The organism is Hyphomonas sp. NPDC076881 (assembly GCF_050269995.1).
Taxonomy (GTDB): domain Bacteria; phylum Pseudomonadota; class Alphaproteobacteria; order Caulobacterales; family Hyphomonadaceae; genus Hyphomonas.
Genome location: NZ_JBNNJJ010000011.1, coordinates 125707 through 151546 on the forward strand (window position 1 = coordinate 125707; position 25840 = coordinate 151546).

A 25840-nucleotide genomic window follows, 5' to 3' on the forward strand; every position below is an offset into this window, starting at 1 on the left:
CATGTCGTCTCTTGCCTGGATCGATTTCGATGAAGCCGAGCGGCAGCGCGCGCAGCGCATCATGGCGCTCTTTCAGGAGCGCGAGACCCGCGACGAGCTGGGGCTGGGGGCGATCCGGGATTCCATCGCCGATCACCTCTTTCCGGGCACGAGCACGATCCAGACGCGCCTGCGATACATGCTGTTCATTCCCTGGCTCTATCGGGCGCTGGAAAAGCGCGAAGTCCCCGAAGCGCAGCTCCGCACCGAGGCGCGCGACACCGAAATCCGGCTTGCCGACGCCCTGAAAGCCGGCGGTGAGTCCAACGGCATCATCGGCCGGGATGCAGGACCACGGCTCCAGCGGTTGCCGAGTTCCGTCTATTGGGCTGGCCTGGGCGCGTGGGGCATCCGGGTCTTTCCGGGCTCGCTCGACAGTCTGTTCGTCGCGTTGCGGGGCCGTGGCCGGTCTCGCGGCGCATCCAGCGGCGAAGACGCTCTGGCCGACACCCAGACGCCCGCCGTCTGGAATCCGGCCTTGCCCCAGATGCCCGGCGATCTACTTGAGAGCGCCGTCTTCCGCCTGACCACCGACGAGGCGCAATTCCTCATCGACCGCCTGATCGCCAGCCAGCCCACCGCACTGCTCACGATGCTGGCGCGCGAAGGCATCGACGCGGACTGCGACTATATTTGGACACATCCTCATCTGTCGGCGTTTCCATCCGCCGCGCGCCGCCTCGTCCAGCATGGGGAAGTCTTCTCCCATGTGATGCACGGCGCCGCGCTGCTCTATAACCTCGCGCTCAGCGAGCTGCGCCAGCGCGACGACTGGATCGAGGACTATCGCGCTAGGCTTAAAGCCTGGCGCGACGAACTCGATACCGGCGCCGTCCGCGCGTGGTCGCTCGATGATTTCTGGAATGTCGTGGAACACCCGGCGCACGCCGTCCGACCGGCCGCCAAGCGGTTCGTGAGCGAGTGGCGCGATCTGGTTCTGGCCGGGACGGAGCAGGTAATCTCGGCGCCCGCCGCGCGGCGGCTTGTCGAGGAGCGCGAACGTCGGCTCAAGATCAGCCAGTCCCGCTACGCCAATCACGCTGTCCGCGACCGCTGGACCGGCGCATCGGGCGCCGACCGCCTCAGCTTCCGCTGGGCGCAGGCCAAATCCCACCTGCGGGATCTCGCCCATGCTGAATAGGCGCAGCCTCGATCCCGAACAACGAACGCTCTACGGCGCCAATCTTCAGCCGCCGGCGGGCTATGTCTTCGACGCGGCCGTCGCCACGACCTTCTCGCTCGACTTCGAGACCGCGCTCGCCGTGCCGGTCAGTCTGGCGCTCTTCGCCGCCGAGAACCGCGACGACATTCTCTCTCATCCTCTGGCGCTGCTCGAGGGTGCCGAGCGCATCGCCGGCCGCCTCGTCGTCTTCACCGACGCCGGCCATATCCAGGCGAGCGCCCGGCCGCATTCCCGCCTTTGCTCGCTGCTCGAACGCATCATCGTCGAGGTCGCCGCCCCTCAAGGCGGGGCTTTCCATCCCAAGATGTGGGCGCTGCGCTTCACGCCATTGCGGCCCGAAGACCCCGCCCGCCTGCGTCTGCTCGTTCTCTCCAGAAACCTGACGCGCGATCGCTCATGGGACATCGCCGCCACCCTCGACGGCGTGATCACCAAGCAGCCCAAAGCCGTCAATCGCCCGGTCGCCGACTTCCTTCGCCAGCTCCCCGACCTCGCGACCGTCGGCGTTCCCGACGGAACGAAGACGCTTGTCGATGACCTGGCCGAAGACATGCGCCGCGCCGAATGGAGCCTGCCCGAACCGTTCCAGAGCGTCTCCTTCGCCGTTAACGGCCTCGGCGGAAAGCCATGGCGCCCGGAACCCTGCGTTCGGCTGGGCGTGGTGTCGCCCTTCTGCGACGATCAAACCTTGTCGATGCTCGCCGGCCTGGCCAGCGCCGAAAAGCCCATCTTCATCGGGCGATCCGACGAACTCGCCCAGGTGCCCGGCGCCACGCTCGATGGCTTTGCCCGCGTGGCCGTGCTCGAGGAAATGGCGGCCACGGAAGATGGCGAGGAGGAGGACGCAGCGGCCCTACAAGGGCTCCATGCCAAGGCGTTCATCGCCGAACGCGGCTGGGACACCGCGATCACGGTCGGCTCGGGAAACGCCACGCGGCCGGCGCTGCTGACCGGCAGCAATGTCGAGATATTCACCACCCTGACCGGGAAGCGATCACGGGTCGGCAGCGTCGAGGAAATCCTCGGCGACAAGGGGTTTGGCCGGCTGACGCGGCCGTTCGTCCGCGACGAGACGGGAGCCGCCGATGCCGCGCAACGAGCCGCCGAGGCTCGTTTGGATCGGGCACGGCGCGAGATTTGCCGCAGCGGCCTCACGCTCCGTTGCGAGCGCGGCGAGCACGCCGCCGATGGCGCGCCGGTCTGGCGGGTCTGGCTGATCCCGTCCAAACCGCTGCCCCTTACCGGGCTCGGTGCGCTGCGAGTTTGGCCGATCACGCGGGGCGAAGGACATGCGCGCGATCTGCTGGAGCCGCTCCGGCAGGGACAGCCCGCCGACCTTGGCGCAATGCCCTTGGTCGACCTTACCCGGTTCCTCGCCTGTCACCTGACGGACGAGACGGAAGACGTCTCGATCCTGTTCAGCACCGGGCTCATGATGGAGGGGCTGCCCGCAGAGCGCCACGCCGCCATCCTGCGCTGGGTGATCGACAGCAAGGACGCCTTCTTCCGCTATCTCCGCCTGCTCCTCTCCGAATTAGGCGATCCCTTCGCCGCCGCCCTCGCGGCGCAGGACGGGTCAGGTCAGGGCGCTTGGCGCGCGGCAAGCGACGACGCGCCCATCCTCGAGGAGATGGTTCGGGCCTTCTGCCGGGGCGGAGACCAGCTTCGCGCCATCGAACGGCTGATCGCACGCTTGGAAACCGGCGACGGTGACGATACCGATCCGATTCCGGCCGAGTTCCGCGCACTCTGGAATACATTCCGAATTGCGCTCGCCACGCAGGATGCCGCGCATGCCGAATGAACGGTTTCGCGCCGACGCGGCGCTCGCTCCCCTCAAGGTCTTTCAGCGGCGCACCGTCGACTACGTCTTCGATCGGCTCTACGGCCAGGACGATCCTGTCCGCCAGTTCCTGGTCGCCGACGAAGTCGGCCTCGGCAAGACGATGGTGGCGCGCGGGGTCATCGCCCGCATGATCGAACACCTGTGGGACAGCACCAAGCGGATCGACATCCTCTACATCTGCTCGAACCAGGCGATCGCCGCCCAGAACCTCAACCGGCTGAACGTCCTCGGGCGGCGCGAGCTGGCCCTGCCGACCCGCATGACGCTCGTTCCCCTGCAACTGCGCGACCAGGCGGGCCTCGACGCCAACAGGGTGAACTTCATCAGCCTGACGCCGGGCACGACCTTCGATCTGCGCTCCGCGACGGGCGTGACGCAGGAGCGCGCCTTGCTGTTCCATCTCCTGCGCGACCTCGTTACGCGCCCGCGCGGCCTGCACAATCTGTTGCAGGTCACGGCCGGCGTCGAGGGTTGGAGCCGCGCCGTGGACAACCTCACCCTCGAAGGCGTCGACAAGCGCATCATCGAGCGTTTCCGCCGCGACGTGCAGGCGGATCGCGACATCTTCGAGGAACTCGAACGGATTTGCGAACTCTTCCCGCGCCGCCGGGACACCTATCCCGCAGAAATGACACAGCCCCGCAACAGCCTGGTCGCCCGGCTCCGCGCCAAGCTGTCCCACGCCTGCGTGGATGCGCTGCAACCCGACCTCATCGTCATGGACGAGTTCCAGCGGTTTCGGGATCTGCTGCATGGCGACAGCGACGCGGCGATCCTCGCGCGCGAACTGTTCGACTACTCGGGAGGCGACGGGCATGCCGCCCGCACCTTGCTGCTCTCCGCCACACCCTACCGAATGCTCACGCTCGCCGGCGACGAGCCCGACGAAGGCGACCACTATCAGGACTTCCTTGAGACCCTGAGTTTCCTCTATGGCCGGGAAAAGGGGCCGGAGGTGGCAGCCACGCTGGCACGTGAAATGCGCGCCTTCCGCGGCCTCTTGCATGCCCTGCCACAGTCACATGCCTCAGCGGTCGAGACCCGCCAGACCATCGAACGGCGCCTGCGCCGTGTGATCGCCCGAACCGAGCGGGTCGCATCCACGGTCGAGCGCGACTCCATGATGAGCGAGCCTCCCATCACGGTCTCGATCGCGCCCGCCGACCTCGCGCAGGCATCCGCCGTTTCTCAGGTGGCGCGCACGCTCGATGCGCCGGAAATCATCGAATACTGGAAGTCTTCGCCCTATCTGCTCAATTTTATGCGCCACTACAGCCTGAAGCGGCTGCTGGAAGACCAGATCGACGCGCCTTCGGCCGTGCTCCGCACCGCAATCCAGGCGGCTCGACCGGCCATGCTCGATCACGACGCCATCGACACCTATGCGCCGCTTGACCCGGCTAACGGTCGCATGCGCGCGATCATGGACGACATCTTCGGCCAGCATCTGGAACAGAACCTCTGGATACCCGCCGCCATGCCCTATTACGGCGAGGCGCGAGCCGGGGCGCCGCTGACCAAGGCGCTGATATTTTCGTCCTGGTCCATGGTGCCCGACGCGGTCGCAGCCCTGCTGTCCTACGAAGCGGAACGGCGCATGGGCGTCGGCGAATCCGGCCGGCGTTATTTCGAGCAGCATCGCCTGCGTCCCTTGCAGTTCCGGCAGGATCACGGCCGGCTCGCGGGTCTGCGCGCGCTGCTGTTGATCTATCCCTCGCCGGCGCTGGCCGAGCTGGCCGATCCGCTGGCGGTGTTCAGCGAAACGGGGACCGCCTTGTCGCTGGAGGAAATGCGCTCCGCTGTGGGCGACCGCCTCAAGCCCGCCCTCGGTGCTTTGAAGGAAGGCGCGGTGTCGCATCAGGACGCGCACAGCGCCGAGTGGGCCGCCCCAGCCGTGATCGATGACCTGCTGGGCGCGCGATCCCGCGCCTGGCTGGAAGCGACCCACGGCATGCGCGCCCTGGCGAGCGAAGACGCCTTCCACGATCATATCACCGAACTGGCGGCAGCGGTGAAGACGCACGACATCGGCGCTTTGTCCGACGATCTTTCGGACCTGCTGGTTGACGTCGCGCTCGGCAGTCCGGCCGTCTGCGCGCTTCGCGCCCTCAAGCGGATCGCGCCCGAGCTGGCGTGGGATGACCCACGCTTGCTCAGCGCCGCCGCTGAAGTCGCCTGGTCGTTCCGGGCGCTGTTCAATCAGCATGACGCGGTCGCCTTGCTGAGACGGGATACCGACGATCACTACTGGCGCCGCGTGCTGGCCTATTGCGCCCAGCACAACCTACAGGCCGTCCTGGACGAATACGCACATTACCTCGTCGATGCCGAAGGTCTCGGCGCCTACCCAGCCTACGACCGCGCAATCGGTGTCGCTCGCGCCATGGCCCAGGCCCTCGCTATCCGCCCGTCGCAGATCGACGTCGATGACGTGCAAGTCGATGGAGAGTCCCTCGCCATCAGCAAGTTCCAGATGCGCGGACGCTTCGCGATGCGGCTCGCCGACTACAAGGACGAAGACGGCGCCGTCGCGCGGCTCGGAGGCGTGCGTGACGCCTTCAACTCACCGTTCCGGCCGTTCGTTCTCGCCACCACGTCAGTCGGCCAGGAAGGGCTGGACTTCCATCCCTATTGCTATCGCGTCTATCACTGGAACTTGCCGGGCAACCCGGTGGACCTCGAGCAGCGCGAAGGCCGCGTCCACCGCTTCAAGGGCCATGCCGTGCGCCTCAATCTGGCCGAACGCCAGGCCGCGGTCGTCAGGGGCCGTGGGCAGGCTCCTGACGATCCGTGGAAGCTGATGTTCGAGCACGCGCGATCCGAGGCGGCGGTCGACACCGATCTCATCCCCTATTGGATCTACGAAGGTTCCGTGCGCGTCGAACGGCGCGTGCCGATGCTGCCGTTCAGTCGGGAAGTCACGCGACTCGCCTGGCTCAAACGCAGCCTCACGGTCTATCGACTGGCCTTCGGTCAACCGCGGCAGGACGATCTGCTCGACTACCTGCAAACCCTGGCCGGCGACGGCATGGACTCCAACCTGCTTACAGACCTGCAAATTCGGCTTGAGCCAGAGGTGTTCGACAGGTCAGCGTGATGACCTCACCGCGCCTGGCTCCAAATGCCCTTTGCGAGCGGGAAGACCACTCCGCATCCCCGCCTATTTATATCCCCCACCATCCGCCTTCCCTACGCCTGACGATTGATACTTCCCTGGCCACTTCCGCGCGCTCATGTTCGGTCGTGCAGGAGCGTGCGCCATCGAGGCTCGGCCAGCGTGTCGGTGCCTCTGAATGACCAACGCATTGCGAAATGCGTCTCGCGCTCGACCATCAACGATTATCAGCGGCAGGTCTCCTGCCGAAGGAGGGCGTATGTCAGAGACCACATTCCTCACGCCGGAAGAGGTGGCCGAACGCTATCGTGGCAGCGTTTCGGTCGGCACCCTTCGGAACTGGCGTGCGATGAAGATCGGGCCGTCGTTCGTAAAAATCGGCAAAGCGGTCCTCTACCGGGTCGATGAGCTTGAGGCGTGGGACGACAGGAACCGTGTGCAGTGCCGCCCCCCGAAACGAATTGAACAAAGCGCCATGGATCGTGCTTGATCGCTCAGCACAAATGGCGGGCGCGCCGGTCGACGCTCCCGACGCGCCCGCCCGCCTTCAGTTCATGCGAGGCGAACCGCCCCCATGCGGCTGGACCATATGACGGCCAGCCTGGTGGGCCTCATGCGGGTTCGCCGCCATTCCCACCGCCATGCTTGATCCGCCCCACGCTGCGGCTTCTCCCATGGTCCCCGCGCTTATCGGGTCCGGGTCCCCATATCTGACTCAGGCGCTCGGCGTTTCCGCGATCGGGCCGAGCGTGTCGATCTCGGCGATCTTCTGAAACTCGCTGAGATAGTCCTGCTGATGGGTCGCCAACCAACGGACCACCCGATTGTTCGCAAGGAGCTTGGCGACGTATCCACGCGCAACGGTCAAATGCAGATTGTCGATGCCGTAGGTTTCCTCGACCGACTTGACCTGCGTCTGGAGCGCTGCCAGTTCCCGCTCCATCCGGGCGATCTGTTGACCCGAGGGCGTCGGCTTGCCGCCGCCCTTTCCCCTCTTGGTGGCGGCAAGCTGGTTTTCGGATGTCGCCGCGCGCAACGCGCGGGCAAACATGACCGTGAAATTGTTCTGGCCGATCATCAGATCGGCGGCTTCGATCTGCCGCACGGCCGTCATCTGGCGCAGAATGTCGAACACCTTCATCGAGCAAGGCGTGTCTTTCAGCATCTCGGCCGCCTCGGGGCTGATCCCTTCCAGCAGCCGGAAACGTCGCAGCACTGACTCGACCTGGAGGTTCAGGGCCGCGGCGATGTCGGCAGATGACACGCCTCGATCCATCGCGCGCGCAATCATCCGGTGCTCCTGGATCGGCGGGATGCGGTTGACGCGCTTGTTGTAGGTATAGGTGTCGTCGTCAGAGGCGAGCAGGCACTCGACCTCAGCGATGCCGAGTTCCTTCAGCGCTTCCAGCCGCTCCTCGTCTTCGCCGAGAACCTCCACGTCCGGGGAATAGCCAATGTAGGTTTCAGCCAAGGGCACTTGACCTGCCCCCTTCCTGATCCCTCGGTTTGAGTGAGAGTCCGTCACCCTGAGGAGACGGACGTGAAGAAGAGCAGGTTCAACGAGGCGCAGATCATCGGCGTGCTGCGGGAGCAGGAGGCCGGGAGCCCGACGGCGGAGGTTTGCCGGCGGCATGGGATCAGCGAGCAGACCTTCTACCGGCGGAAGGCGAAGTACAGCGGCATGAACGTGTCGGATGCCCAGAAGCTGAAGACGCTGGAGGACGAGAATCGGCGACTGAAGAGGCTCTTGGCGGAGTCCATGCTCGACGTGTCGGCGCTGAAGGACCTGCTGGGAAAAAACTGATCGGGCCTGCAGCGCGCCGGGAGGCCGTGCTTCGCCTGATGGCGGAGCGCGGCTTCTCGCAGAGGCGCGCCTGCGGGCTGGTCCAGGTCGATCCGAAGACAGTGCGCCGCGTGGCCCAGCCAGGCGATGCGGAGGTACGCGCCCGGCTGCGGGGCCTGGCGGCGGAGCGACGCCGCTTCGGCTACCGGCGGCTCGGCATCCTGCTCGAGCGTGAAGGCGTCAGCATGAACAAGAAGAAGCTCTTCCGGCTGTACCGCGAGGAGGGCTTGGCGGTGCGAAGGCGGCGCGGCCGCAAGCGCGCCACCGGCACGCGGGCGCCCATGGCGCTGCCGGACGGGCCGAACCAGCGCTGGAGCCTGGACGTCGTGGCCGACACGCTGAGCTGGGGCCGGCGCTTCCGGATCCTGTGCATCGTCGACGACTTCACCCGCGAGGCGCTGGCGCTGGTGGTCGACACCTCGATCGGCGGCCATCGCATGGCCCGCGAGCTGGACGCCCTGATCGCCCGGCGCGGCCGGCCGGCGACCATCGTTAGCGACAACGGGACCGAGATGACCAGCCGGGCCATGCTGGAATGGACCAACCGCACCGGCGTCGACTGGCATTACATCGCGCCCGGCAAGCCGCAGCAGAACGGCTTCGTCGAGAGCTTCAACGGCAAGCTGCGCGACGAGTGCCTGAACGAGGAGGTCTTCGCCAACCTCGCCGAGGCCCGGGCTGTCATCGAGCGCTGGCGGCTCGACTACAACCACGTCAGGCCGCACTCGGCGCACGGCGGACTGACCCCGGAAGCCGTGCGTCTGAACCCCGCGGCCGGCCGGCTGCGCAACTTGATCAGCTCCACCGCCCGGCCGCTACCGCCGGCGCTGGAGATCAGCTACCAACCCCCTGGGCTCTCATAATGATCGAGGGACCGGCGGGGGGCAGGTCACACTCCTTCGCGTTTTAATTTCGATACTGCGGACGATTTCGGGTCGAAATCGCCGTTGATTTCGGATATCACTTGATACCTGGTTTTACTGAGAACGCGGAACCGCCGAAAAGGTTTCGCACGTCTCGCCCGTTGGTTGGAGAACGAACCCATGCCGCTTACGCGCAAGGACACGCAGCGCCAGACGCGGGACCGGCTGATCGCCGCCGCACATACCTCGATCATCGAGGAGGGGGTCGCCGCCATGTCGATCCGCAACATCTGCAGCGCGGCCGGCCATTCGCAGGGTGCCTTCTACTCGAACTTCGCCAGCAAGGACGATCTGCTGGTCGAGATCCTGCAGAGCCATATCCAGGATGAGGTCACACTGCTTCGCGACCTGGTCGCGCACTGCTCCGGCGATGATATCGAGGCAACGCTCCAGGTGCTGGCCGCCCGGCTCGCGAAGCTGGCCGGTGAAGCGCAATGGTCGCTCCTCTCGATCGAATTGCAGCTTCACGCGCGGCGCGATCCGGCTTTCGCCGAGCGGCACCGGGAGGGCAAGGCGGCCTGCTATCGGATGTTCGGTGAACTCGTTGCCGATCTAACGCAACGCTTCGCACTGCGTCCGGCCTTGCCGCCGATGCAGACGGGCATCGGTCTATACGCGCTCTGGATGGGACTGGCGGTCCAGGGCGATGTCGAAGGCGCCATGCCGCGCGACGAGATGCTCGTCGGCTTCTTCCGCGCCATGGCTGGACTGGGTTCGTCGCATGAGGAGCAGGCGTATTCGTGAGCGGGATCGTGTCAGATCGTCGACGCATCGGCTGCGATGAGCACGGACACCCGCTCGTCGGCGAGGTGGATGAGCATCGGCGCTTCCATATCCGCTTCCGCGCCCAGGACGCCGACATCGACGAACTCGGCCATGTCAACAATGCTGTCTGGGTGACCTGGATCCAGGATGCGTCGGTGGCGCACTGGCTGACGGCCGCGCGTCCGCAAGATCGCGACCGGTTCGTCGCGGTCGTGCTGCGCCATGAGGTCGACTATCGCGGCAATGTCCGGGCGGGAGACGCGGTCAGCGCGATCACCTGGGTCGTCGGAGTGCCGCGCGGTGCGCGCTATGCACGATGCGTCGAATTCCATGATGAAGACGGGCGGACGCTCGTCGCCTCGCTGACCCAGTGGGCCCTTGTCGATCGGGAAACCGGCAAGCTGGCCCGCGTCCCGGTGGAGGTGGCGGCTCCGTTTCTTGGTGACGATACCGCGCAGAAGGAGATTGAATGAGCGATATCAGGAAAGTGGCGGTTCTCGGCACGGGCGTCCTCGGGAGCCAGATAGCCTTCCAGACCGCCTATAGCGGCTTCGACGTTACCGCCTACGACACCAGCGAGGAGGCGCTTGAACAGGCAAGGCAGCGTTTTGCCATGCTCGTCGAGACCTATGGCAAGGAGGTGGCCGGTGCGGCCGACGGCAAGGCCGCCGAGTCCCTGCAGCGCATCACCCTGTCCGCCGATCTCGGTTCGGCCGTCGCGGACGCGGACCTCGTGATCGAAGCGGTTCCGGAGCTTCTCTCGATCAAGCAGGCGCTCTACGAGAAGCTCGCGGGGCTTGCGCCGGAAAGGGCGATCTTCGCTACCAATAGCTCGACCCTGTTGCCGAGCGACCTCAAGGCCTTCACCGGCCGCCCGGACCGGTTTCTGGCGTTGCACTTCGCCAACAGCATCTGGAAGTTCAACACCGCCGAGGTGATGGGCACCGACGACACCGATCCGGCCGTGTTCGATGCCCTGATCGCCTTCGCCTCGGCCATCGGCATGGTGCCGATCCCGGTGCGCAAGGAAAAGGCAGGCTATGTCCTCAATTCCCTGCTGGTGCCGTTCCTGAACGCGGCGGCCGATCTCGCCGCCGGCGGCTATGCCGAGCCGGAAGATGTCGACAAGGTCTGGCGGATCGCCACCGGCGCGCCGATGGGGCCGTTCCAGATCTACGACATCATCGGCTTGAACACCCCCTACAACATTCTGTCGCATGGCGATGAGCACGCCCAGTCGCTCGCGGCATGGCTGAAGGAAAACTACATCGACAAGGGCAGGCTCGGCATCGCCTCGGGCGAAGGCTTCTACAGCTACAAACCCTCCGCAGACTGATCCCAACAAGAAGAACAGGAGTTCGCCATGCACTATAGCAGTGGAAACTATGAAGCCTTCGTGCGTCCCCGCAAGCCCGAGGGGGCCGACAAGAAGACGGCCTGGTTCGTCGGCTCGGGGCTGGCGGGGCTCGCCGGCGCCGCCTTCCTGATCCGCGACGGCGGCGTTTCGGGCGATCGCATCACCATATTGGAAGAGCTGGGAATCCCCGGCGGCGCGCTCGATGGTCTTGATGTGCCGGAGAAGGGCTTCGTCATTCGCGGCGGCCGCGAGATGGAGGAGCATTTCGAGTGCCTGTGGGACCTCTATCGCTCGATCCCCTCGCTGGAGATCGAGGATGCCAGCGTCCTCGACGAATTCTACCGGCTCAACAAGGACGACCCCAACTTTTCGCTCCAGCGTACGACGCAGAACCAGGGCCAGGACGTGCCCGACAAGGCGCTGCTGACGTTGAACGACAAGGCCCAGAAGGACCTGCTCTCCGTTTTCCTGGCGACACGCGAGGAGATGGAGAACAAGCGCATCAACGAGGTCTTCGGCGAAGATTTCCTGAAGAGCAATTTCTGGCTCTATTGGCGCACCATGTTCGCCTTCGAGGAATGGCATTCGGCGCTGGAAATGAAGCTCTACCTGCACCGCTTCATCCATCATATCGGCAGTCTCGCCGACTTCTCCTCGCTCAAGTTCAATCGCTACAATCAGTATGAATCCATGGTCCTGCCGCTGGTGAAGTGGCTGACCGATCACGGCGTCACGTTCCGCTACGGCGTCGAGGTCACCGACGTCGATTTCGACATCCAGCCCGGCCGCAAGCAAGCGACCCGCATTCACTGGAAAGAGCGCGGCGTCGAAGGCGGCGTCGATCTCGCGCCAGACGATCTCGTCTTCATAACCATCGGCTCATTGACCGAGAATTCCGACAATGGCGATCACAAGACGCCGGCGAAGCTCAACGAAGGACCGGCGCCGGCCTGGGACCTGTGGCGGCGGATCGCGGCGAAGGATCCGGCCTTCGGCCGCCCGGACGTATTCGGGGCCCATATCCCGGAAACGAAATGGGCCTCGGCAACGATTACCGCCCTCGATGCCCGTATTCCGGCCTATGTCGAGAAGATCACCAAGCGCAACCCCTTCACCGGCAAGATCGTCTCGGGGGGTATCGTCACGGTGAAGGACTCGGCGTGGCTGCTGAGCTGGACGGTTCATCGCCAGCCGCATTTCAAGAAGCAGCCCAAGGACCAGATGATCGCCTGGTTCTACGCGCTCTTTGTCGACAAGCCCGGCGACTATGTGAAGAAGCCAATGCAGGAATGCACCGGCGAGGAAATCACCCAGGAGTGGCTCTACCATCTCGGTGTACCGGTCGAGGACATTCCGGAGCTCGCAGCCTCCGGCGCCAGCACCGTGCCCACGATGATGCCCTATATCACCGCCTTCTTCATGCCGCGCCAGGCGGGTGACCGGCCGGACGTGGTGCCGGAGGGCGCGGTCAATTTCGCCTTCATCGGACAGTTCGCGGAATCGAAACAGCGGGACTGCATCTTCACCACGGAATATTCGGTGAGGACCCCGATGGAGGCCGTCTACACCCTGATGAATGTCGAGCGCGGCGTGCCGGAAGTCTTCAACTCGACCTACGATATCCGTACGCTGCTGGCAGCGATCGGTCCGCTGCGGGACGGCAAGGGCATCGACCTTCCCGGACCGGCCTTCCTGCGCAAGCTGCTGATGAAGAAGCTCGAAGGCACCGAGATCGCCAAGCTGCTCGAAGAGTTCCATCTGATCGAGGTTTGAACAGAGACCGGAAGGCACGCGCGGCGTGTGAAAGGTGATGAATGGCCGACGACGATCAGAAGAGCGAACGCGCCGCCGAGGTGACTGGGGTGCACGGCCATCATCACCATCATGAGCCGGACGGCGAAACGCCGTCCGGTCACGTCGACCATGATCCGGTCTGCGGCATGGTGGTCGATCCCGCCAGGACCGCTCACAAGGCTGAGTATGAAGGCGAGCGCTACGTCTTCTGCTCGGCCGGCTGCAAGGCGAAGTTCGACGCCGACCCCGTGCATTATGCGGCACTGGCAGCGCATGCCGCACATCACCATGAGGGTGCTGCCGCCCATGGCGATCATTCCCACCATAGCCACACGCATGGTCCTGACCGCTAAAGGTGCTACGCTTAATGGAACCAAGCTGTTCGGCGACAGCGGCTTGAAAGGCGGTGCGATCCGCGGGGGGACATCTTCTTTGACTGCGGCTCGATTTATGTGGATGCGTCGCCCGAGCCGTGATTGGTATCGTGCGGATGCGCCGGCGTCGCTCTCCATGAAACTTTTGAAGTCACTCAATGCCTGCCGAACCTCATGCCTCAGTTATGGGTGTCCATGGCTCTCAGTTCGGTGAGAAAGACTGTTCCAACCTCCACCGCTCGCTTGGCCGCGTCAGGGTCGACGTCCACGCCGTGCGAGGCTTCGTTCATGATACGCAGCGCGCGGAGCATTTCATCGGTGCTTGCTGGCATCGCTCCATTCTTTCTCAGGTCTCGCAGCATGTTCATGATACCAACGGGCCGATCGAAGACGATGCCTCTTTTGTCCGCGAGGTCGCGAAGGGATAAGGGGCGGGCGCCACCCGTCTCCCGTTCGCGGGAGACGGTTCATTGATGACGCGACTCTAACGACAAGGAGGAATGAGGTTTCGCTACCCGAACTGGAAGTGTCGCGACGGGAATTTAATCCTGTTCAATCATAGAAGAGACTGAATGGGCCAAGTGGGATTCTGGCCAAAGAGCCTACCTCGCGCAGAATCCCGCTCTCAGGTCAGCAGGTTATGGACGATCGTCAAGCCCGCCTATGTGGCGCCGCCTGTATCCGGCATCCCGACGCCCGAGCGTGGGGGCTTTTCTCGCTACAAACTCAATGCAACCTCTTGCGGGCAGTAGCGTGAGACATCGCGCTTGAACGATCCCGAGAGTGCTCCGGAGTGCGGAACGTTTCGATCAGAACCGCCTCGCGCACAACGAGCCGCAGGAGGCGAATATGACAGACAGCAGGTTTCTGACGCCGGAGGAAGTGGTGGACCGCTATCGCGGCGGTGTGTCGCTTGGCACCCTACGAAACTGGCGAACGAAGCGTATTGGCCCCTCGTTCATCAAGATCGGAAAGGCCGTCCTCTACCCGGTGGAGGAGCTTGAGGATTTGGACAAAAGGAATAGAGTGCCTTGCAGTGCCTCTGAGCGACTCAGCGAGCCTGTGGGTGATCAGGCGTGATGATCACGATCGGTCACCTTGGACCGCCCCCAATAAGCGGCTCCACTTGCATCCACGGGGCGCTTTTTACGAGCAATATCAATTGGTTACAGCGGCCATTAGGGTGGTGCACAACCACCCCTCGGGTGATCCCAAACCGTCGCGTGCCGACATCTCGATTACGCGCGAGATTATCGATGTGCTCGGCCCTTTCGATATTTCCGTGCATGATCATCTCGTGGTCGGCACATCGGGCGTTGTCAGCTTCCGCACTTCCGGCCTCATCTGAGGCTGATCTTCCGGGTCACGCCCACGCGCTCCAGGAATGTCTCATCATGGCTGACCATGAGCAGCGCGCCGTCATAGGCGTTCAGCCCCGCTTCGACGGCTTCCAGGGAAGCAATGTCGAGATGGTTGGCCGGCTCGTCCAGGATCAGAAGCTGTGGCGGGGCAACTCCGCCGAGGACGCAGGCAAGGCCGGCGCGCAGGCGCTCTCCACCGCTCAGCGTGGCCACCGGCTGAAGCGCCGCGTCCGCCCTGAAGCGGAAGCGCGCCAGCGCGGACCTGCAGGCATTTTCATCCGCCTCCGGATTTAATCGCCGAAAGTTGTCAAGGATGGTGCCGGCGCCCTTCAGCAGGCTCACCTCCTGATCCAGCAGCGCCCAAGGCACGGAGGCCCGCGCCTCGCCGGAAAGCGCCGGCAGGGCGCCGGTTATGACCTTGAGCAGGGTGGACTTGCCCGCCCCGTTCGGCCCGGAAATCGCCGCTCGCTCGGGCCCTCGCAGATCAAATGACAGATCACGGATTACGGGGCGATCCGCCTCATATCCCGCCACAAGACGGGTTACACGCACCACCTCTTTATTCGGCGGCAGACCCGTGGGGGCGAGCTTCACGATGAAGGGCTGAAGCACTTCGACCCGCCCACGCGCTTCGATTGCTGCCTCCTCCGCCTCAGCCTTTTGCCTCTCGGCCAGGCGCCCGAGGGCGCCGGAAGAATCTTCCGCCCTGTTCTTCAGTGTGCCGAGCAGAATGCGGGGCGCGCCGCCCCTGGCGGCCTTGCGGCTGCCTGCGCCATCACGCCTTGCCTTGCGCTCGGCGGCGGTCTGCGCCTTTTCCCCCGCCTCCTCGACGCGCCGTTCTGCGTGCGCCAAATCCTGCTGAGCGGCTGCGAGTTCACGCGCCTTCTGCGCTTCATAGCTGCTCCATCCCCCACCATAGCGCGCCGCGCCCAGCGATGTCAGCTCGATGATGGCATCCATGTTTTCAAGCAATTCCCGGTCATGGCTAACCACCACGGCGCCGCCGCGCCAGCCGGCGAGCAGCTCTGCCACAGTGGCGCGTCCCTCGCGGTCAAGGTTGTTGGTCGGCTCGTCCAGCAAAAGAAAGTCGGGCTGGGCAAAGATCAGCGCCGCAAGGCTTGCCCGCGTCCGCTGGCCTCCGGAGAGGGTGGCGAGCGGCGTTTCCAAAGCCATGCCCTGCAGGCCCGCGCGGCCAAGCGCTTCACCCAGCCGCGCTTCCAGTGTCCAGTCGGCCTCGGCGAAATCGGTCTCGGTGCCAGCGCCCGCCTCGATGCGCCGGAGCCGGGCGAGCGCAGGCTCTACCGCGAAAAGACCGGCGAGGGTTTCCTCCGGTGAGGGCTCAAAAGACTGGCGCAGCACACCGGTCGTGCCGGCAACTGTTACCGAGCCGGACGCAGGGCTCAACGTGCCGGAAATCAGCTTGAGCAGAGTGGATTTGCCCGCGCCGTTGCGGCCGACAATCCCCGCGCGTTCCTGATTGAGACTGAGATTAAGGTCTGAAAAAAGAACCCGCCCGTCAGGCAGGGCAAAGCTCAGCGAGGCGAAGGTTATCGAGGCGGGCATGATGTGAACTCATCCGGTAAACTGATCCGAGGGCGGTCGTTTTCCGGTGATCGTTCATGACGCAGGGCCTCACACTTGGCTGTGGAATTCTTCGCAGGGCTGCCCAGATAGGCACCGCTCACGAAAAGTTCAACTCGCATCCGGCAAGAAAGGCGCAGGCCCCTGGCGCCTTCCCTGACGATAAGGCTTGCAGGGCGCGACGGGACCGTTACCGTCCGGACATCAATCGGCGCGCCGGCAGAAGCGCGTTTCCCTGGGAGGCGAGCGACACATGACGGCACCCGCAGACGCGGCTGAAACTGGCAACGGACACATTACCGGTTTCGGCACCAAGCCGTACCGCTCCTATGTTCTCATCGCTCTCACGCTGATCTACACGCTGAACTTCATCGATCGGACGGTGATTACCGTCGTCGCCCAGCCGATCATCAACACCTTTTCGCTGACGGATACGCAGTGGGGCCTGCTGACCGGGCCGCCTTTCGCACTCTTCTATGCGCTGATGGGCATTCCGATCGCCATGTGGGCTGACCGGGGCAATCGCGTTTTCATCATCACCCTTTGCGTGGTGATCTGGTCTGTGATGACGGTCTTTTGCGGCCTGGCGGCGAGCTTCATCTGGCTGCTTCTCTTCCGCGTGGGCGTGGCGATTGGCGAGGCCGGGTGCACACCGCCCGCCAACTCGATCATCACCGATTATTATCCCCCGAAGAGCCGCGCCAATGCGATCGGCATATACTCGATGGGCGTTACCATCGGCGGGGTGATGGCTCAGCTTTTCGGCGGCGCGCTCGCGGGTCTACAGGGGCCTGATTTCGGCAACTTCCTTGCTTCCATCGGCCTTGGCGGCCTCTTCTCGGGCATCAACTGGGAAGAGGTTGAGGGCTGGCGTCTGGTCTTCGTGATCGTCGGCGCGCCGGGCATTCTGGTCGCCCTGATCCTGTGGCTGACCACGCGCGAGCCCCCGCGCGGCTATTCAGATCCCAAGGGCAAGACACCTGTGGAAAAAGCCGGCTTCTTTGAAGCCTTCCGGGAATTCGGCGCCAAACCAACCTTCTGGACTCTGTCGCTGGGCGCCGCGTTTGTTGCCTTCGTCGGCTATGGCCTGATCAGCTTCCAAGCCCCGTTCTTGATGCGCGTGCATGGGGTCAGCGTTTCGGAAGCGGCCATCCGCTATGGCGCGCCGCTGGCGGCAGTTGCCGCCTTCGGCACGTTCCTGGGCGGCTTCCTGTCGGAAAAACTGTCGCCGCGCTTTCCGGCCGTGGTGGCCTGGCTTCCCGGCGTGGGGCTGCTTGTTGCGATTCCGGCCTATATCGCCGCCTTCACGACGCCGTCGCTGACCATGGCCTTCTGGATGTGGGTCATCGCCGCGATTGCGCACTACGCCTATCTCGGCGCGCAATACATGGTATCAACCGCCATTGTCAGCCCGCGCTCTCGCGCCACGACGGTCTCCGTCCTCCTGCTGATCGTCAGCCTCATCGGCAACGGCCTCGGCCCGATGTTTACAGGCATGATGAGCAGCGCCTTCATGGGCGGGATCATCCGCAAGAACGGGCTGGAGGAAGCCTTCACCACCTTCAATCCCGGCTTCTGCGCCAGCCGGATGGCGGAGCTTGGAGACCTCGGCCCGGCCCTCTGCTCGGCCTATGCCGAAGGCCTGCGTCAGTCGATGGTGGCCACCGTGCTGTTCTTTGTGATCGCCGCCGCCTTCTACTTCCTCGCCTCCCGCACCTTCCTCAAGGACCGCTGGAGCCCTGCGACCTGATAATCCGCAAAATATTGCCTGACTATTCGTGGAGACCCGAATGACCGACGCCGCCACCCCTAGCCAGACAAGCTCTACCACCCAGCCGGGCTATCTCACCGGTTTTGGTACACCGCTTTACCGCGGATATGTGCTGTCTTCGCTTCTCGTTGTTTACATCTTCAACTTCATCGACCGGTCGATCTTCGGAATCCTGACTGAACCGATGAAGCTCTCTCTGCAGCTTGAAGACTGGCATATGGGCGTTCTCGGGGGGCTCGCCTTCGCGATCTTCTACACCACGCTCGGCATCCCGATCGCGCGGGTCGCCGAACGGCGCAGCCGCATGATGATCATTGTTGTCTCGCTCACCTTGTGGAGCCTGATGACGGTGATGTGCGGCTTTGCGACGAGCTTCCTCACGCTGTTCATCTTCAGGCTGCTGGTCGGCGTGGGCGAAGCGGGCTGCACGCCGCCAGCCCAATCGGTGATCGCGGATTATTTCAAGCCGACCAGCCGCGCGACGGCCGCCTCGATCTACGCGCTGGGCGTGCCCCTTGGCGGCATGCTGGCGGGCCTCTCTGCCGGCCCGATCAACGACTATGTGACGGGTGAAAACGTCTATAACCTTCTCGGCTCATGGGGCTGGACCTGGGCGCAGGGCCTGGCTGACTGGAACAGCCTCGAGGGATGGCGGATCGCCTTCATTGCCGTGGGCCTGCCCGGCGTTCTGTTTGCCCTCACTCTCTTCTTCACCGTGAAAGAGCCGCCGCGCGGCTATTCCGACCCTCCGGGCGCGCCCCGCAAAGCTGTACCCGATGGGTTCGGCACCGTGCTCAAGGATCTGATGCGGAAGCCGACCTATGTGCATGTCGTTGCTGGCGCCGCGATTGCCTCCTTTGCCGGATATGGCGTTGCCGCTTTCTCCACATCCTTCCTGCTGCGCACACATGGTCTGACACTGACCCAGGCCGCGCTGATCTTCTCCCTGGTGCTCGGCCTTATGGCAGCCTTGGGCGTGTTCCTGTCTGGCTTCCTCGCTGACAAGCTGTCAGCGCGTTACCCGACAGCGCTTTCCTGGATGCCCGCCCTCGGCATGGGCCTGTCGGTGCCGCTCTACTGGCTCGGCTATCTCAGCCCCACCGTGCCGCTGATGATCCCGCCGCTGATGCTGGCCGCCACGCTGCACTATTTCTATCTCGGGCCGATGTATGCCGTTTCTGCCGGCGTTGTGGACAGCCGCACGCGGGCCACGGCGGTGGCCATCACCCTGTTCGCGGTCAATCTGATCGGCATCGGCCTTGGCCCCACACTGATCGGCTTCCTTTCCACCGGCCTCAAGACCATGATGCTCGGCGGGAATGATCTCGGGCTCACGCTTTCGATGTGCAAGGATGTAACCGGGCTGGCAGCAGATCAGGTTGCGGCCTGCCGCGACGCCGATGCCCGCGGCCTGCAATGGTCGATCATCATCTTTGCCTCGCTCTATGGCTGGGCAGCGATCCATTACCTGTTGGCCGGCAAGACGCTGGGCCGTGACATGCTGCCGAAAACTGCGTAAGGGCGCCGCCTATGGCGGTATACACACAGGTTTCAGACGAAGCGCTCTCATCGTTCCTCGCCGAGTATGATCTCGGCGAGGCGCTGGCGTTCAAGGGCATTGCCGAGGGCGTCGAGAATTCGAACTACTATCTGGAGACCCGCAAGGGCCGCTACATTCTCACCCTCTTCGAAAAGCGGGTGAACGCGGCAGACCTGCCTTACTTCATCGGTCTGAAGCAGCATCTTTCCTCGCAGGGCTTTCCCTGCCCGCAGCCCGTTATGGGCCGGGATGGGCAGGCGCTGCGCACGCTGGAAGGCCGGCCCGCGGTGATCGTCACCTTCCTGGAAGGGCTTTCGCCCAAACGGCCGAATGCAAGGCAGTGCCGCTCGCTGGGCGAAGGGCTCGCGCGGATGCATCTGGCGCTGGCAGGCTTTGAAGGGCGCCGGGAAAATGCGCTCGGGCCTGCCTCCTGGCGGCGTATGTGGGAAGGCCGCGCAGGCGATGCGGACGCGCTGCAGCCGGGTCTCGCCAATGAGGTGAACGCCTGTTTCGCGCGGATCAATCCAGCGCCCGCCTTTTCCGGCCATCTGCCGCACGGAACGATCCATGCAGACCTCTTCCCGGACAACGCCTTCTTCCTGGGCGACACATTTACCGGCGCGATCGACTTCTATTTCGCCTGCACCGACGCCCTCGCCTATGACCTCGCCGTCTGCCTCAATTCCTGGGCATTCGAAGAGGGCAACGCGACGGACGCCTCGCGGCTGGAATACAATTTCTCCAAAGGTTCGGCGCTGATCGCGGGCTATCAGTCCGTGCGCCCGCTGGAGGCGGTAGAGCTTGAAGCACTGCCGGCGCTCTGCCTCGGCTCAGCAATGCGCTTCTTCCTGACGCGGCTTGCCGACTGGTCGTCCACACCGGCGGGCGCCCTCGTCCGGCCCAAAAACCCCCTTGAATACGCCGCTCGGCTGGCTTTCCATCGCAAGATGGAAACCGCCGAGGGCTATGGGGCATGACGGAAAACACAGCTTCCGACCCGCAAAGCAAGACGCCCGCACCCGCCGGCGCGGCCCCCACCTATGCCATGGATATGCAGCCCAGGCGCTTCAAACGGGTCAAGCTGGCGGTTTTCCTCTGCGCGCTTGTTGCCTGCCTGTCCGTTGCCATTATCGGCTTTCTGGTACTGGCGCTGAGCGCCACCTTTACAGGCCTCGGCGGCTTGGGCGCAGGGCCGCCAACGGGCGCCGGAGCGTTCGGCGAGGGCTTCCTGCTGGCAGCCCAGCTTTCGGCGCTGAATTTCATTCTGTTTTTCATCACCATCCCTGCCGCCGCAATTTTGATGGGACTTTCCGTTGCCCGCTTTCCCTATCGGCGCATCGCCGGGGTGAAATCCTATCTTCGCTGGGGGGCCATCTGGGGCGCCCTTCTTGTTGGCGGGACAACCTGCCTCTTCGGGTTGATCGACAGCCTCGCCTCCGGCCTCGGCGCGCTGGTTGGCGGGGCTTTCATCGGAGGCATCGCCGGCACCTTCTGTGGGTATCTTTTCCACACCATCGTGCAGCCGGCCCGGCAACTCACGCAATTGGATGTAAGCGTCTTCTAAACCCGCCTTGACGCAGGCACCGAAGCCCCGCACCTCGCGATGATGACTGATGATGTGATTGAAATCTGGACCGATGGCGCCTGCAGCGGAAATCCCGGGCCGGGCGGCTGGGGCGCGCTGATCCGCTGGAACGGCCATGAGAAGGAACTCTATGGCGGCGATCCGGCGACGACCAACAACCGGATGGAAATGACCGCTGTGGTCGAGGCGTTGAACGCCCTCAAGCGGCCGTCCAAGGTCACGCTCAATGTCGACTCCACCTATGTGAAGGACGGCCTGACCAAATGGATCAAGGGCTGGAAACGCAATGGCTGGAAAACCGCCGACAAGAAGCCCGTGAAAAACCAGGAACTCTGGATGGCGATGGACGAAGCCTGCAAACGCCATGACATCACCTGGAAATGGGTGAAGGGCCACAATGGCGACGAAGGCAATGAGCGCGCCGACGCCCTTGCGCGCAAAGGCACGGATGAAGCGCGCGGGCGGAAATAGCCAATTACGCCTTTTCCTTGCGCGCGTCCCAAACCTGCAAAATGCGTGGCAGGTTCACCTCGATCCAATCAGCCAGGTCGCGGACGCGCGCGCCGACCTCCTCGCCAAGCGGCGTGAGACTGTACTCCACATGTGGCGGAACAACCGGATAGGAGACACGATTCACAAATCCATCCTCCTCCAGCCATTGCAGCGTCTGCGCCAACATGCGCTCGCTCACGCCCCCGATCTTGCGGCGCAATTCACTGAACCGGTGCGTGCCCGTCAGAAGGGCTATCAACACCAATATGCCCCAGCGGCTGGTGACATGCTTGAGCACCTCGCGCGAGGGGCAGGCTCCCGCAAACAGCTGGCCTCGCGCCATAGCCTCGGACAGCGATTGACTTGGCCCGATGTCGTTCTTTTCAGTTTGATCCATACTTACCTCTATGTGCGTACTTACTATAAGTAAGCTTAGGCCATAGATGCGTTGTCTCTGGCAAGCCGCAAAGGAGACAACACAATGATTGCCATAACGGGCGCCACCGGCCAGCTAGGCCGCCTCACCATCGCCGCCTTAAAGCGCCATATCCCCAGCAGCCGGATCCTGGCCCTCGTGCGCAGCCCCGAAAAGGCGACCGATCTCGGCGTCGCCGCGCGTAAGGCCGACTATACCGATCCAGCCTCGCTCGAAGCGGCTCTTGCCGGGGTCGATAAGCTTCTGCTCATTTCCTCCAACGAGATCGGCGCGCGCACCGCTCAGCACCGGAATGTCATCGACGCCGCCAAAGGCGCTGGCGTCAAGCTGATCGCCTATACCAGCCTTCTGCACGCAGACACTTCACCCTTGAGCCTCGCAGAAGAGCATCGCGAGACAGAAGCCCTTCTCAAGGCATCCGGCGTGCCATACATCCTGCTGCGCAATGGATGGTATACTGAGAATTACACAGGCTCAATCGGAAGTGCGATTGCCGCCGGGGCCCTGATTGGCAGCACCGGGGACGGAGCGGTTTCTGCCGCCACCCGCGCAGATTTGGCCGAGGCCGCTGCCGTCGTGCTAGCCACAGAGGGCCATGCGGGCAAAACCTACGAGTTGGCGGGCGATACCGCCTTCACGATGGCCGATCTTGCCGCCGAAATCTCCCGCCAAACCGGCAACACAATCCCCTACAGCAACCTGCCGGAAGCAGAGTATGCTGCCGTTCTGACAACCGCCGGCCTGCCGGAAGCCGTTGCCAAGAACCTCGCTCATTGGGATTTTCTGGCCTCGCGGGGAGCCCTCTTTGACGAAACGCGCCAGCTCAGGGAACTGATCGGCCGCCCAACCACACCGCTGGCAGATGCCGTCAGGGCCGCTCTCGGAAGTTAACTCAGAGATGAAAACGCCCGGAGAGCTCAGACTCTCCGGGCGCTGATTTTCAATATTCCGTGGAGCCTCAGGCGGCTTCCTCGATCTCGCCAGCCTTCTGGCCGGGACGCGGATCACGGAGCACATAGCCACGGCCCCACACGGTTTCGATATAGTGGTTGCCGCCGGTGGCCTGCTGCAGCTTTTTGCGCAGCTTACAGATGAAGACGTCGATAATCTTCAGCTCTGGCTCGTCGAGGCCGCCATAAAGGTGGTTGAGGAACATTTCCTTGGTGAGCGTCGTTCCCTTGCGCAGGGAGAGCAGCTCGAACATGGCGTATTCCTTGCCGGTGAGGTGGACGCGCTCGCCTTCCACTTCGACCGTCTTGGCGTCGAGGTTCACCAGGATCTCGCCCGTGCGGATCACGCTCTCGGCATGGCCTTTGGAGCGGCGCACAATGGCGGTGATGCGGGCGATCAGCTCGTCCTTGTTGAACGGCTTTGTGAGGTAGTCGTCAGCGCCGTAGCCGAGGGTTTTCACCTTGGCTTCAATGTCCGGATTACCCGAGAGGATCATGACGGGCGTGTTCACACGGCTCATGCGGAGCTGCTTGAGAACTTCAAAGCCCGTGATGTCAGGCAGCGACAGATCCAGGAGGATCATGTCGAACTCGTAGACCTTGCCGATATCAACGCCGTCTTCCCCCAGATCAGTGAGATAGACGTTGAAGCCAGCGGCTTTGAGCATCAGCTCGATCGAACGGGCCAGCGCCCGATCATCTTCAATTAGCAGGACGCGCATCGCTCGTCTCCCGAATCATCTTAAAGTCAGTCGTAGCTGTTTTGGTTAACATTGTGAATCCTAACGTACCTTTATTAACAGGTATTAAAAAAGCGTTGGACCACAGACGAAATGATTCACTTTCCCTGAACGGATCAGTTGCCAAGCTCTGCGGAGGCCTGGCCCATCATGACCTGGGCCACCGCGATCACATCCTGAACAGGCTGGGCCTGCGGATCAATTGACATCAGCGTCTTCTGACACCGGATGGCATCGCGAACCTTGGGATCGCGCATGACGGTTCCCGCCAGGCGCGGCCGGAAACCGAGGAAGGTCTGGCAGGCGCGCGCAATGGCTTCATAGGTGCGTTGACCCGCCGCGCGCGTATCGGCCTGGTTGATGCAGATCAGCGGCTCAACCGACGGCGCATAGCCGCGCAGCACCTTGATGAAGGCGTAGGCATCGGTCATCGAGGCGGGATCATCGGTAATGACGATCAGCGCCTTGTCGCCCGAGCGGGCGAGCCGCATGCAGTTGGCTTCGATGCCGGCGCCAAGATCAATCACCACATGGTCATATTGCAGCGCCAGCGCCGAGAGACCGGCGGCCAGGCGCGCAACTTCTTCCGTGGGCAGCTCAGCCAGGGCACCGGAGCCCGAACGGCCCGGCAGCACATCGAATCCGCCATGGCCTGCGCCGCCATCAATCGGGGTGACGGCGTCTTCAAGCTCAACCCAGCCAGCCACCACAGCCGCCAGATCCGTCTCCGGCGCGATGCCCAGCTGGACATCGACATTGGCAAGGCCCAGGTCGCCATCCACCAGCAGAACGCGGCGGCCGGCCTGCGCCAGGGACGAGGCCAGAGAGATGGATACAAAGGTCTTGCCGACCCCGCCCTTGCCACTGGCAACGGTGATGACGGAAGCCGGCGTCACGCGCGGGGGCGGACGAACGGGCGGGCGGTCTTGCGATCTGCGAAGGGCAAAGCTCATGGGATCATGCAGCTCCTCTAAGGGCAATCACATCGCAGCGGGCGTCTTCCATGAGAAGCGCAGCAAGACGTGACGGGGCGGCCGGGACGAGCCCGCCACCAATGAACGGCGTGATTGCCAGATGCGAGAATGCGATACCTGATGAGGTAAGGGCCGCGATGGCCCCGCCCCGGCGGCGTACAACATCAAGCTTGGTCAGGATAGCGCGGCGCACACCTGCGCGGTGGAATGCGCGCGCAGACTCGGCCAGATCTTCCGGGTGCCCCTCGGCGGAGAGCACCAGCACAGGCTCGGCGCGGATGGCAGCGACGAGATCGCCAAGGCTCGCAAGATCATCGCCCTCGAAGGGGTTGATGGCGGGCAGGTCGATCACGCAGCGGCGGCTCTCATTGCGCAGGGATCTCAGCTCACTGAACAGCGCGTCGGGCGTTTCAGCCACCCGGATCTGCCCGCGCTCGCGCTCGAGATAGGCAGCTAGCTGCTCACCGGCCGCAGACCCGTCGAGGTCAGCCGCCAGCGGGGTGATCTCGGCACGCGCCACCGAAGCGCGGCGGGTCAGCTTGGCCGCTGTCGAGGTGCGGCCATGGCCGGGCGGGCCAACGAGAAGAATGTCGCGGTCCAGGCGGGCCGGGATCGGATCGCAGGTCACAAGGCGCGACAGGCCCTCGGCCATCGCCTCCTCAGGCGTGGAGAATTCGCCAGGGCGGCGGCCAGCGCCTTCATTGGCCACACGTTCGGCAAAGCGTTGCGGGGCGCCATGCCACACCAGCGCGTCCCGCACGCGGGCAAAGATCGGATTGTCCACGCCGCGGCCATGGCCGAGATTGCGGGCGTCGCGCAGGAAGAGCGGCTCGTTCCCGGCAGCGGCTGCGCCTTTCCGGTCGGTGGCCGCGCGCACTTCCACGCCGCCATCCACCTCGCGCTCGGACAGGATGACCGCATCCGCGCCCATTTCCGCAAAGATCATCGCCTTGGCAGCTTCCATCGATTCTGCGGCGAACATCTTCATGCGCATGGGCGTCGTGTCCTCAGGTTACGCTGCGGCGGGAGTGGGGAGTGATTCTCTGGGGCGCCGCTGAACTCGATTTGATCAAAGCCGCCCAAAGGTTAATTTTTTCCGAAACTGCGTTAGGGTTTACAGGAAATTCAGGAAAGCAGGGCGTTTGTAACGTTTTGTGGAGCCGTATGGCCG

Annotated in this window: 25 protein-coding genes; 18 read left to right on the top strand and 7 right to left on the bottom strand. The window is 63.9% G+C overall.

Annotated elements, in window-relative coordinates; translation table 11 throughout:
• The first annotated feature begins 1 nt into the window (after window position 1).
• The 4 genes from ACQKI2_RS13465 to ACQKI2_RS13480 all read left to right on the top strand — a co-directional run bounded on the left by ACQKI2_RS13465 (window position 2) and on the right by ACQKI2_RS13480 (window position 6673).
• Complete coding sequence (locus tag ACQKI2_RS13465) at window positions 2–1180, top strand: DUF6361 family protein (RefSeq protein WP_102114739.1); 1179 nt, start codon at window positions 2–4, stop codon at window positions 1178–1180.
• The gene (locus tag ACQKI2_RS13470; protein ID WP_102114738.1) at window positions 1170–3026 is read left to right on the top strand and encodes a phospholipase D family protein; all 1857 of its coding nucleotides are present in this window, start codon (window positions 1170–1172) and stop codon (window positions 3024–3026) included. Before ACQKI2_RS13465 ends, ACQKI2_RS13470 begins: the two co-directional genes overlap by 11 nt.
• Window positions 3016–6165, top strand: coding sequence for a helicase-related protein (locus tag ACQKI2_RS13475; RefSeq protein ID WP_102115168.1), 3150 nt, complete (start codon window positions 3016–3018; stop codon window positions 6163–6165). The genes ACQKI2_RS13470 and ACQKI2_RS13475 overlap by 11 nt, the downstream gene beginning before the upstream one ends.
• A 277-nt stretch (window positions 6166–6442) precedes the next feature.
• A complete protein-coding gene (locus tag ACQKI2_RS13480; RefSeq protein WP_039244277.1) occupies window positions 6443–6673 on the top strand; it encodes a helix-turn-helix transcriptional regulator in 231 nt (76 codons plus the stop codon).
• A 225-nt stretch (window positions 6674–6898) separates the two neighbouring features.
• On the opposite strand, the gene ACQKI2_RS13485 is transcribed toward ACQKI2_RS13480, so the two are convergent.
• Window positions 6899–7654, bottom strand: a complete 756-nt coding sequence (locus tag ACQKI2_RS13485) for a plasmid partitioning protein RepB C-terminal domain-containing protein (protein ID WP_245924314.1) — start codon at window positions 7652–7654, stop codon at window positions 6899–6901.
• A gap of 69 nt (window positions 7655–7723) precedes the next feature.
• Here ACQKI2_RS13485 and ACQKI2_RS13490 point away from each other — a divergent pair.
• From ACQKI2_RS13490 to ACQKI2_RS13515, 6 genes are all read left to right on the top strand, one after another.
• A protein-coding gene (locus ACQKI2_RS13490; protein ID WP_370466015.1) for an IS3 family transposase occupies window positions 7724–8889 on the top strand; the annotation gives its coding sequence in 2 pieces (ribosomal slippage) (window positions 7724–7982 and window positions 7982–8889; 1167 coding nt in all).
• A gap of 180 nt (window positions 8890–9069) precedes the next feature.
• Entirely contained in the window at window positions 9070–9693 is a 624-nt protein-coding gene (locus ACQKI2_RS13495; protein WP_007407173.1) for a TetR/AcrR family transcriptional regulator, read from the top strand.
• Between the two features lie 65 nt (window positions 9694–9758).
• On the top strand, window positions 9759–10187 hold the full coding sequence (locus tag ACQKI2_RS13500) for an acyl-CoA thioesterase (RefSeq protein ID WP_102114736.1): 429 nt from the start codon (window positions 9759–9761) through the stop codon (window positions 10185–10187).
• Window positions 10184–11050 carry a 3-hydroxyacyl-CoA dehydrogenase gene (locus ACQKI2_RS13505; protein ID WP_007407172.1) on the top strand — a complete coding sequence of 289 codons (867 nt, stop codon included), beginning with the start codon at window positions 10184–10186 and terminating at the stop codon, window positions 11048–11050. Before ACQKI2_RS13500 ends, ACQKI2_RS13505 begins: the two co-directional genes overlap by 4 nt.
• Window positions 11051–11077: 27 nt before the next feature.
• On the top strand, window positions 11078–12844 hold the full coding sequence (locus ACQKI2_RS13510) for an oleate hydratase (RefSeq protein WP_102114735.1): 1767 nt from the start codon (window positions 11078–11080) through the stop codon (window positions 12842–12844).
• A 41-nt stretch (window positions 12845–12885) separates the two neighbouring features.
• Window positions 12886–13218 (top strand): YHS domain-containing protein, encoded by a 333-nt coding sequence (locus ACQKI2_RS13515; RefSeq protein ID WP_211107968.1) that lies wholly within the window; start codon window positions 12886–12888, stop codon window positions 13216–13218.
• Between the two features lie 200 nt (window positions 13219–13418).
• Here ACQKI2_RS13515 and ACQKI2_RS13520 read toward each other — a convergent pair whose 3' ends face one another.
• Window positions 13419–13571 (bottom strand): hypothetical protein, encoded by a 153-nt coding sequence (locus ACQKI2_RS13520; protein ID WP_427380127.1) that lies wholly within the window; start codon window positions 13569–13571, stop codon window positions 13419–13421.
• Window positions 13572–14088: 517 nt separating this feature from the next.
• Between ACQKI2_RS13520 and ACQKI2_RS13525 the strand changes: the two genes are divergently transcribed.
• Window positions 14089–14319, top strand: coding sequence for a helix-turn-helix transcriptional regulator (locus tag ACQKI2_RS13525; RefSeq protein ID WP_102115166.1), 231 nt, complete (start codon window positions 14089–14091; stop codon window positions 14317–14319).
• The gene (locus tag ACQKI2_RS13530) at window positions 14306–14587 is read left to right on the top strand and encodes a JAB domain-containing protein (protein WP_427380128.1); all 282 of its coding nucleotides are present in this window, start codon (window positions 14306–14308) and stop codon (window positions 14585–14587) included. Before ACQKI2_RS13525 ends, ACQKI2_RS13530 begins: the two co-directional genes overlap by 14 nt.
• On the opposite strand, the gene ACQKI2_RS13535 is transcribed toward ACQKI2_RS13530, so the two are convergent.
• Window positions 14580–16163: an ABC-F family ATP-binding cassette domain-containing protein gene (locus ACQKI2_RS13535; RefSeq protein WP_427380129.1), complete on the bottom strand. Its 1584-nt coding sequence runs from the start codon at window positions 16161–16163 to the stop codon at window positions 14580–14582. The genes ACQKI2_RS13530 and ACQKI2_RS13535 overlap by 8 nt on opposite strands.
• A 271-nt stretch (window positions 16164–16434) precedes the next feature.
• Between ACQKI2_RS13535 and ACQKI2_RS13540 the strand changes: the two genes are divergently transcribed.
• The 5 genes from ACQKI2_RS13540 to rnhA are packed head-to-tail and all read left to right on the top strand — an operon-like array spanning window position 16435 to window position 21548.
• Window positions 16435–17931 (top strand): spinster family MFS transporter, encoded by a 1497-nt coding sequence (locus tag ACQKI2_RS13540; protein WP_427380130.1) that lies wholly within the window; start codon window positions 16435–16437, stop codon window positions 17929–17931.
• 40 nt (window positions 17932–17971) lie between these two features.
• Window positions 17972–19471 carry a spinster family MFS transporter gene (locus ACQKI2_RS13545; protein WP_427380131.1) on the top strand — a complete coding sequence of 500 codons (1500 nt, stop codon included), beginning with the start codon at window positions 17972–17974 and terminating at the stop codon, window positions 19469–19471.
• Between the two features lie 11 nt (window positions 19472–19482).
• Window positions 19483–20469: a homoserine kinase gene (locus ACQKI2_RS13550; protein WP_427380132.1), complete on the top strand. Its 987-nt coding sequence runs from the start codon at window positions 19483–19485 to the stop codon at window positions 20467–20469.
• Window positions 20466–21056: a hypothetical protein gene (locus ACQKI2_RS13555; RefSeq protein ID WP_427380134.1), complete on the top strand. Its 591-nt coding sequence runs from the start codon at window positions 20466–20468 to the stop codon at window positions 21054–21056. Before ACQKI2_RS13550 ends, ACQKI2_RS13555 begins: the two co-directional genes overlap by 4 nt.
• 42 nt (window positions 21057–21098) lie before the next feature.
• Entirely contained in the window at window positions 21099–21548 is a 450-nt protein-coding gene (gene rnhA, locus ACQKI2_RS13560) for a ribonuclease HI (protein WP_035599815.1), read from the top strand.
• A 4-nt stretch (window positions 21549–21552) separates the two neighbouring features.
• Here rnhA and ACQKI2_RS13565 read toward each other — a convergent pair whose 3' ends face one another.
• Entirely contained in the window at window positions 21553–21966 is a 414-nt protein-coding gene (locus ACQKI2_RS13565) for a winged helix-turn-helix transcriptional regulator (protein WP_427380135.1), read from the bottom strand.
• Between the two features lie 84 nt (window positions 21967–22050).
• Between ACQKI2_RS13565 and ACQKI2_RS13570 the strand changes: the two genes are divergently transcribed.
• Window positions 22051–22896, top strand: coding sequence for an SDR family oxidoreductase (locus ACQKI2_RS13570; RefSeq protein ID WP_427380136.1), 846 nt, complete (start codon window positions 22051–22053; stop codon window positions 22894–22896).
• Between the two features lie 67 nt (window positions 22897–22963).
• Here ACQKI2_RS13570 and ctrA read toward each other — a convergent pair whose 3' ends face one another.
• The 3 genes from ctrA to ACQKI2_RS13585 all read right to left on the bottom strand — a co-directional run bounded on the left by ctrA (window position 22964) and on the right by ACQKI2_RS13585 (window position 25663).
• Window positions 22964–23677: a response regulator transcription factor CtrA gene (ctrA, locus tag ACQKI2_RS13575; RefSeq protein WP_035599634.1), complete on the bottom strand. Its 714-nt coding sequence runs from the start codon at window positions 23675–23677 to the stop codon at window positions 22964–22966.
• A 134-nt stretch (window positions 23678–23811) separates the two neighbouring features.
• A complete protein-coding gene (locus ACQKI2_RS13580) occupies window positions 23812–24648 on the bottom strand; it encodes an AAA family ATPase (RefSeq protein WP_035599637.1) in 837 nt (278 codons plus the stop codon).
• A gap of 4 nt (window positions 24649–24652) precedes the next feature.
• On the bottom strand, window positions 24653–25663 hold the full coding sequence (locus tag ACQKI2_RS13585; protein ID WP_427380137.1) for a flagellar biosynthesis protein FlhF-like protein: 1011 nt from the start codon (window positions 25661–25663) through the stop codon (window positions 24653–24655).
• Window positions 25664–25840 lie beyond the last annotated feature (177 nt).

Excerpts from the sequence above, each read along its gene's own strand:
- ACQKI2_RS13465 (WP_102114739.1), top strand. The coding sequence starts at position 2 with ATGTCGTCTCTTGCCTGGATCGATTTCGATGAAGCCGAGCGGCAGCGC.
- ACQKI2_RS13470 (WP_102114738.1), top strand. The coding sequence starts at position 1,170 with ATGCTGAATAGGCGCAGCCTCGATCCCGAACAACGAACGCTCTACGGC.
- ACQKI2_RS13475 (WP_102115168.1), top strand. The coding sequence starts at position 3,016 with ATGCCGAATGAACGGTTTCGCGCCGACGCGGCGCTCGCTCCCCTCAAG.
- ACQKI2_RS13480 (WP_039244277.1), top strand. The coding sequence starts at position 6,443 with ATGTCAGAGACCACATTCCTCACGCCGGAAGAGGTGGCCGAACGCTAT.
- ACQKI2_RS13495 (WP_007407173.1), top strand. The coding sequence starts at position 9,070 with ATGCCGCTTACGCGCAAGGACACGCAGCGCCAGACGCGGGACCGGCTG.
- ACQKI2_RS13505 (WP_007407172.1), top strand. The coding sequence starts at position 10,184 with ATGAGCGATATCAGGAAAGTGGCGGTTCTCGGCACGGGCGTCCTCGGG.
- ACQKI2_RS13510 (WP_102114735.1), top strand. The coding sequence starts at position 11,078 with ATGCACTATAGCAGTGGAAACTATGAAGCCTTCGTGCGTCCCCGCAAG.
- ACQKI2_RS13515 (WP_211107968.1), top strand. The coding sequence starts at position 12,886 with ATGGCCGACGACGATCAGAAGAGCGAACGCGCCGCCGAGGTGACTGGG.
- ACQKI2_RS13520 (WP_427380127.1), bottom strand. The coding sequence starts at position 13,571 with ATGCCAGCAAGCACCGATGAAATGCTCCGCGCGCTGCGTATCATGAAC.
- ACQKI2_RS13525 (WP_102115166.1), top strand. The coding sequence starts at position 14,089 with ATGACAGACAGCAGGTTTCTGACGCCGGAGGAAGTGGTGGACCGCTAT.
- ACQKI2_RS13535 (WP_427380129.1), bottom strand. The coding sequence starts at position 16,163 with ATGCCCGCCTCGATAACCTTCGCCTCGCTGAGCTTTGCCCTGCCTGAC.
- ACQKI2_RS13540 (WP_427380130.1), top strand. The coding sequence starts at position 16,435 with ATGACGGCACCCGCAGACGCGGCTGAAACTGGCAACGGACACATTACC.
- ACQKI2_RS13545 (WP_427380131.1), top strand. The coding sequence starts at position 17,972 with ATGACCGACGCCGCCACCCCTAGCCAGACAAGCTCTACCACCCAGCCG.
- ACQKI2_RS13550 (WP_427380132.1), top strand. The coding sequence starts at position 19,483 with ATGGCGGTATACACACAGGTTTCAGACGAAGCGCTCTCATCGTTCCTC.
- ACQKI2_RS13555 (WP_427380134.1), top strand. The coding sequence starts at position 20,466 with ATGACGGAAAACACAGCTTCCGACCCGCAAAGCAAGACGCCCGCACCC.
- rnhA (WP_035599815.1), top strand. The coding sequence starts at position 21,099 with ATGACTGATGATGTGATTGAAATCTGGACCGATGGCGCCTGCAGCGGA.
- ACQKI2_RS13565 (WP_427380135.1), bottom strand. The coding sequence starts at position 21,966 with ATGGATCAAACTGAAAAGAACGACATCGGGCCAAGTCAATCGCTGTCC.
- ACQKI2_RS13570 (WP_427380136.1), top strand. The coding sequence starts at position 22,051 with ATGATTGCCATAACGGGCGCCACCGGCCAGCTAGGCCGCCTCACCATC.
- ctrA (WP_035599634.1), bottom strand. The coding sequence starts at position 23,677 with ATGCGCGTCCTGCTAATTGAAGATGATCGGGCGCTGGCCCGTTCGATC.
- ACQKI2_RS13580 (WP_035599637.1), bottom strand. The coding sequence starts at position 24,648 with ATGAGCTTTGCCCTTCGCAGATCGCAAGACCGCCCGCCCGTTCGTCCG.
- ACQKI2_RS13585 (WP_427380137.1), bottom strand. The coding sequence starts at position 25,663 with ATGCGCATGAAGATGTTCGCCGCAGAATCGATGGAAGCTGCCAAGGCG.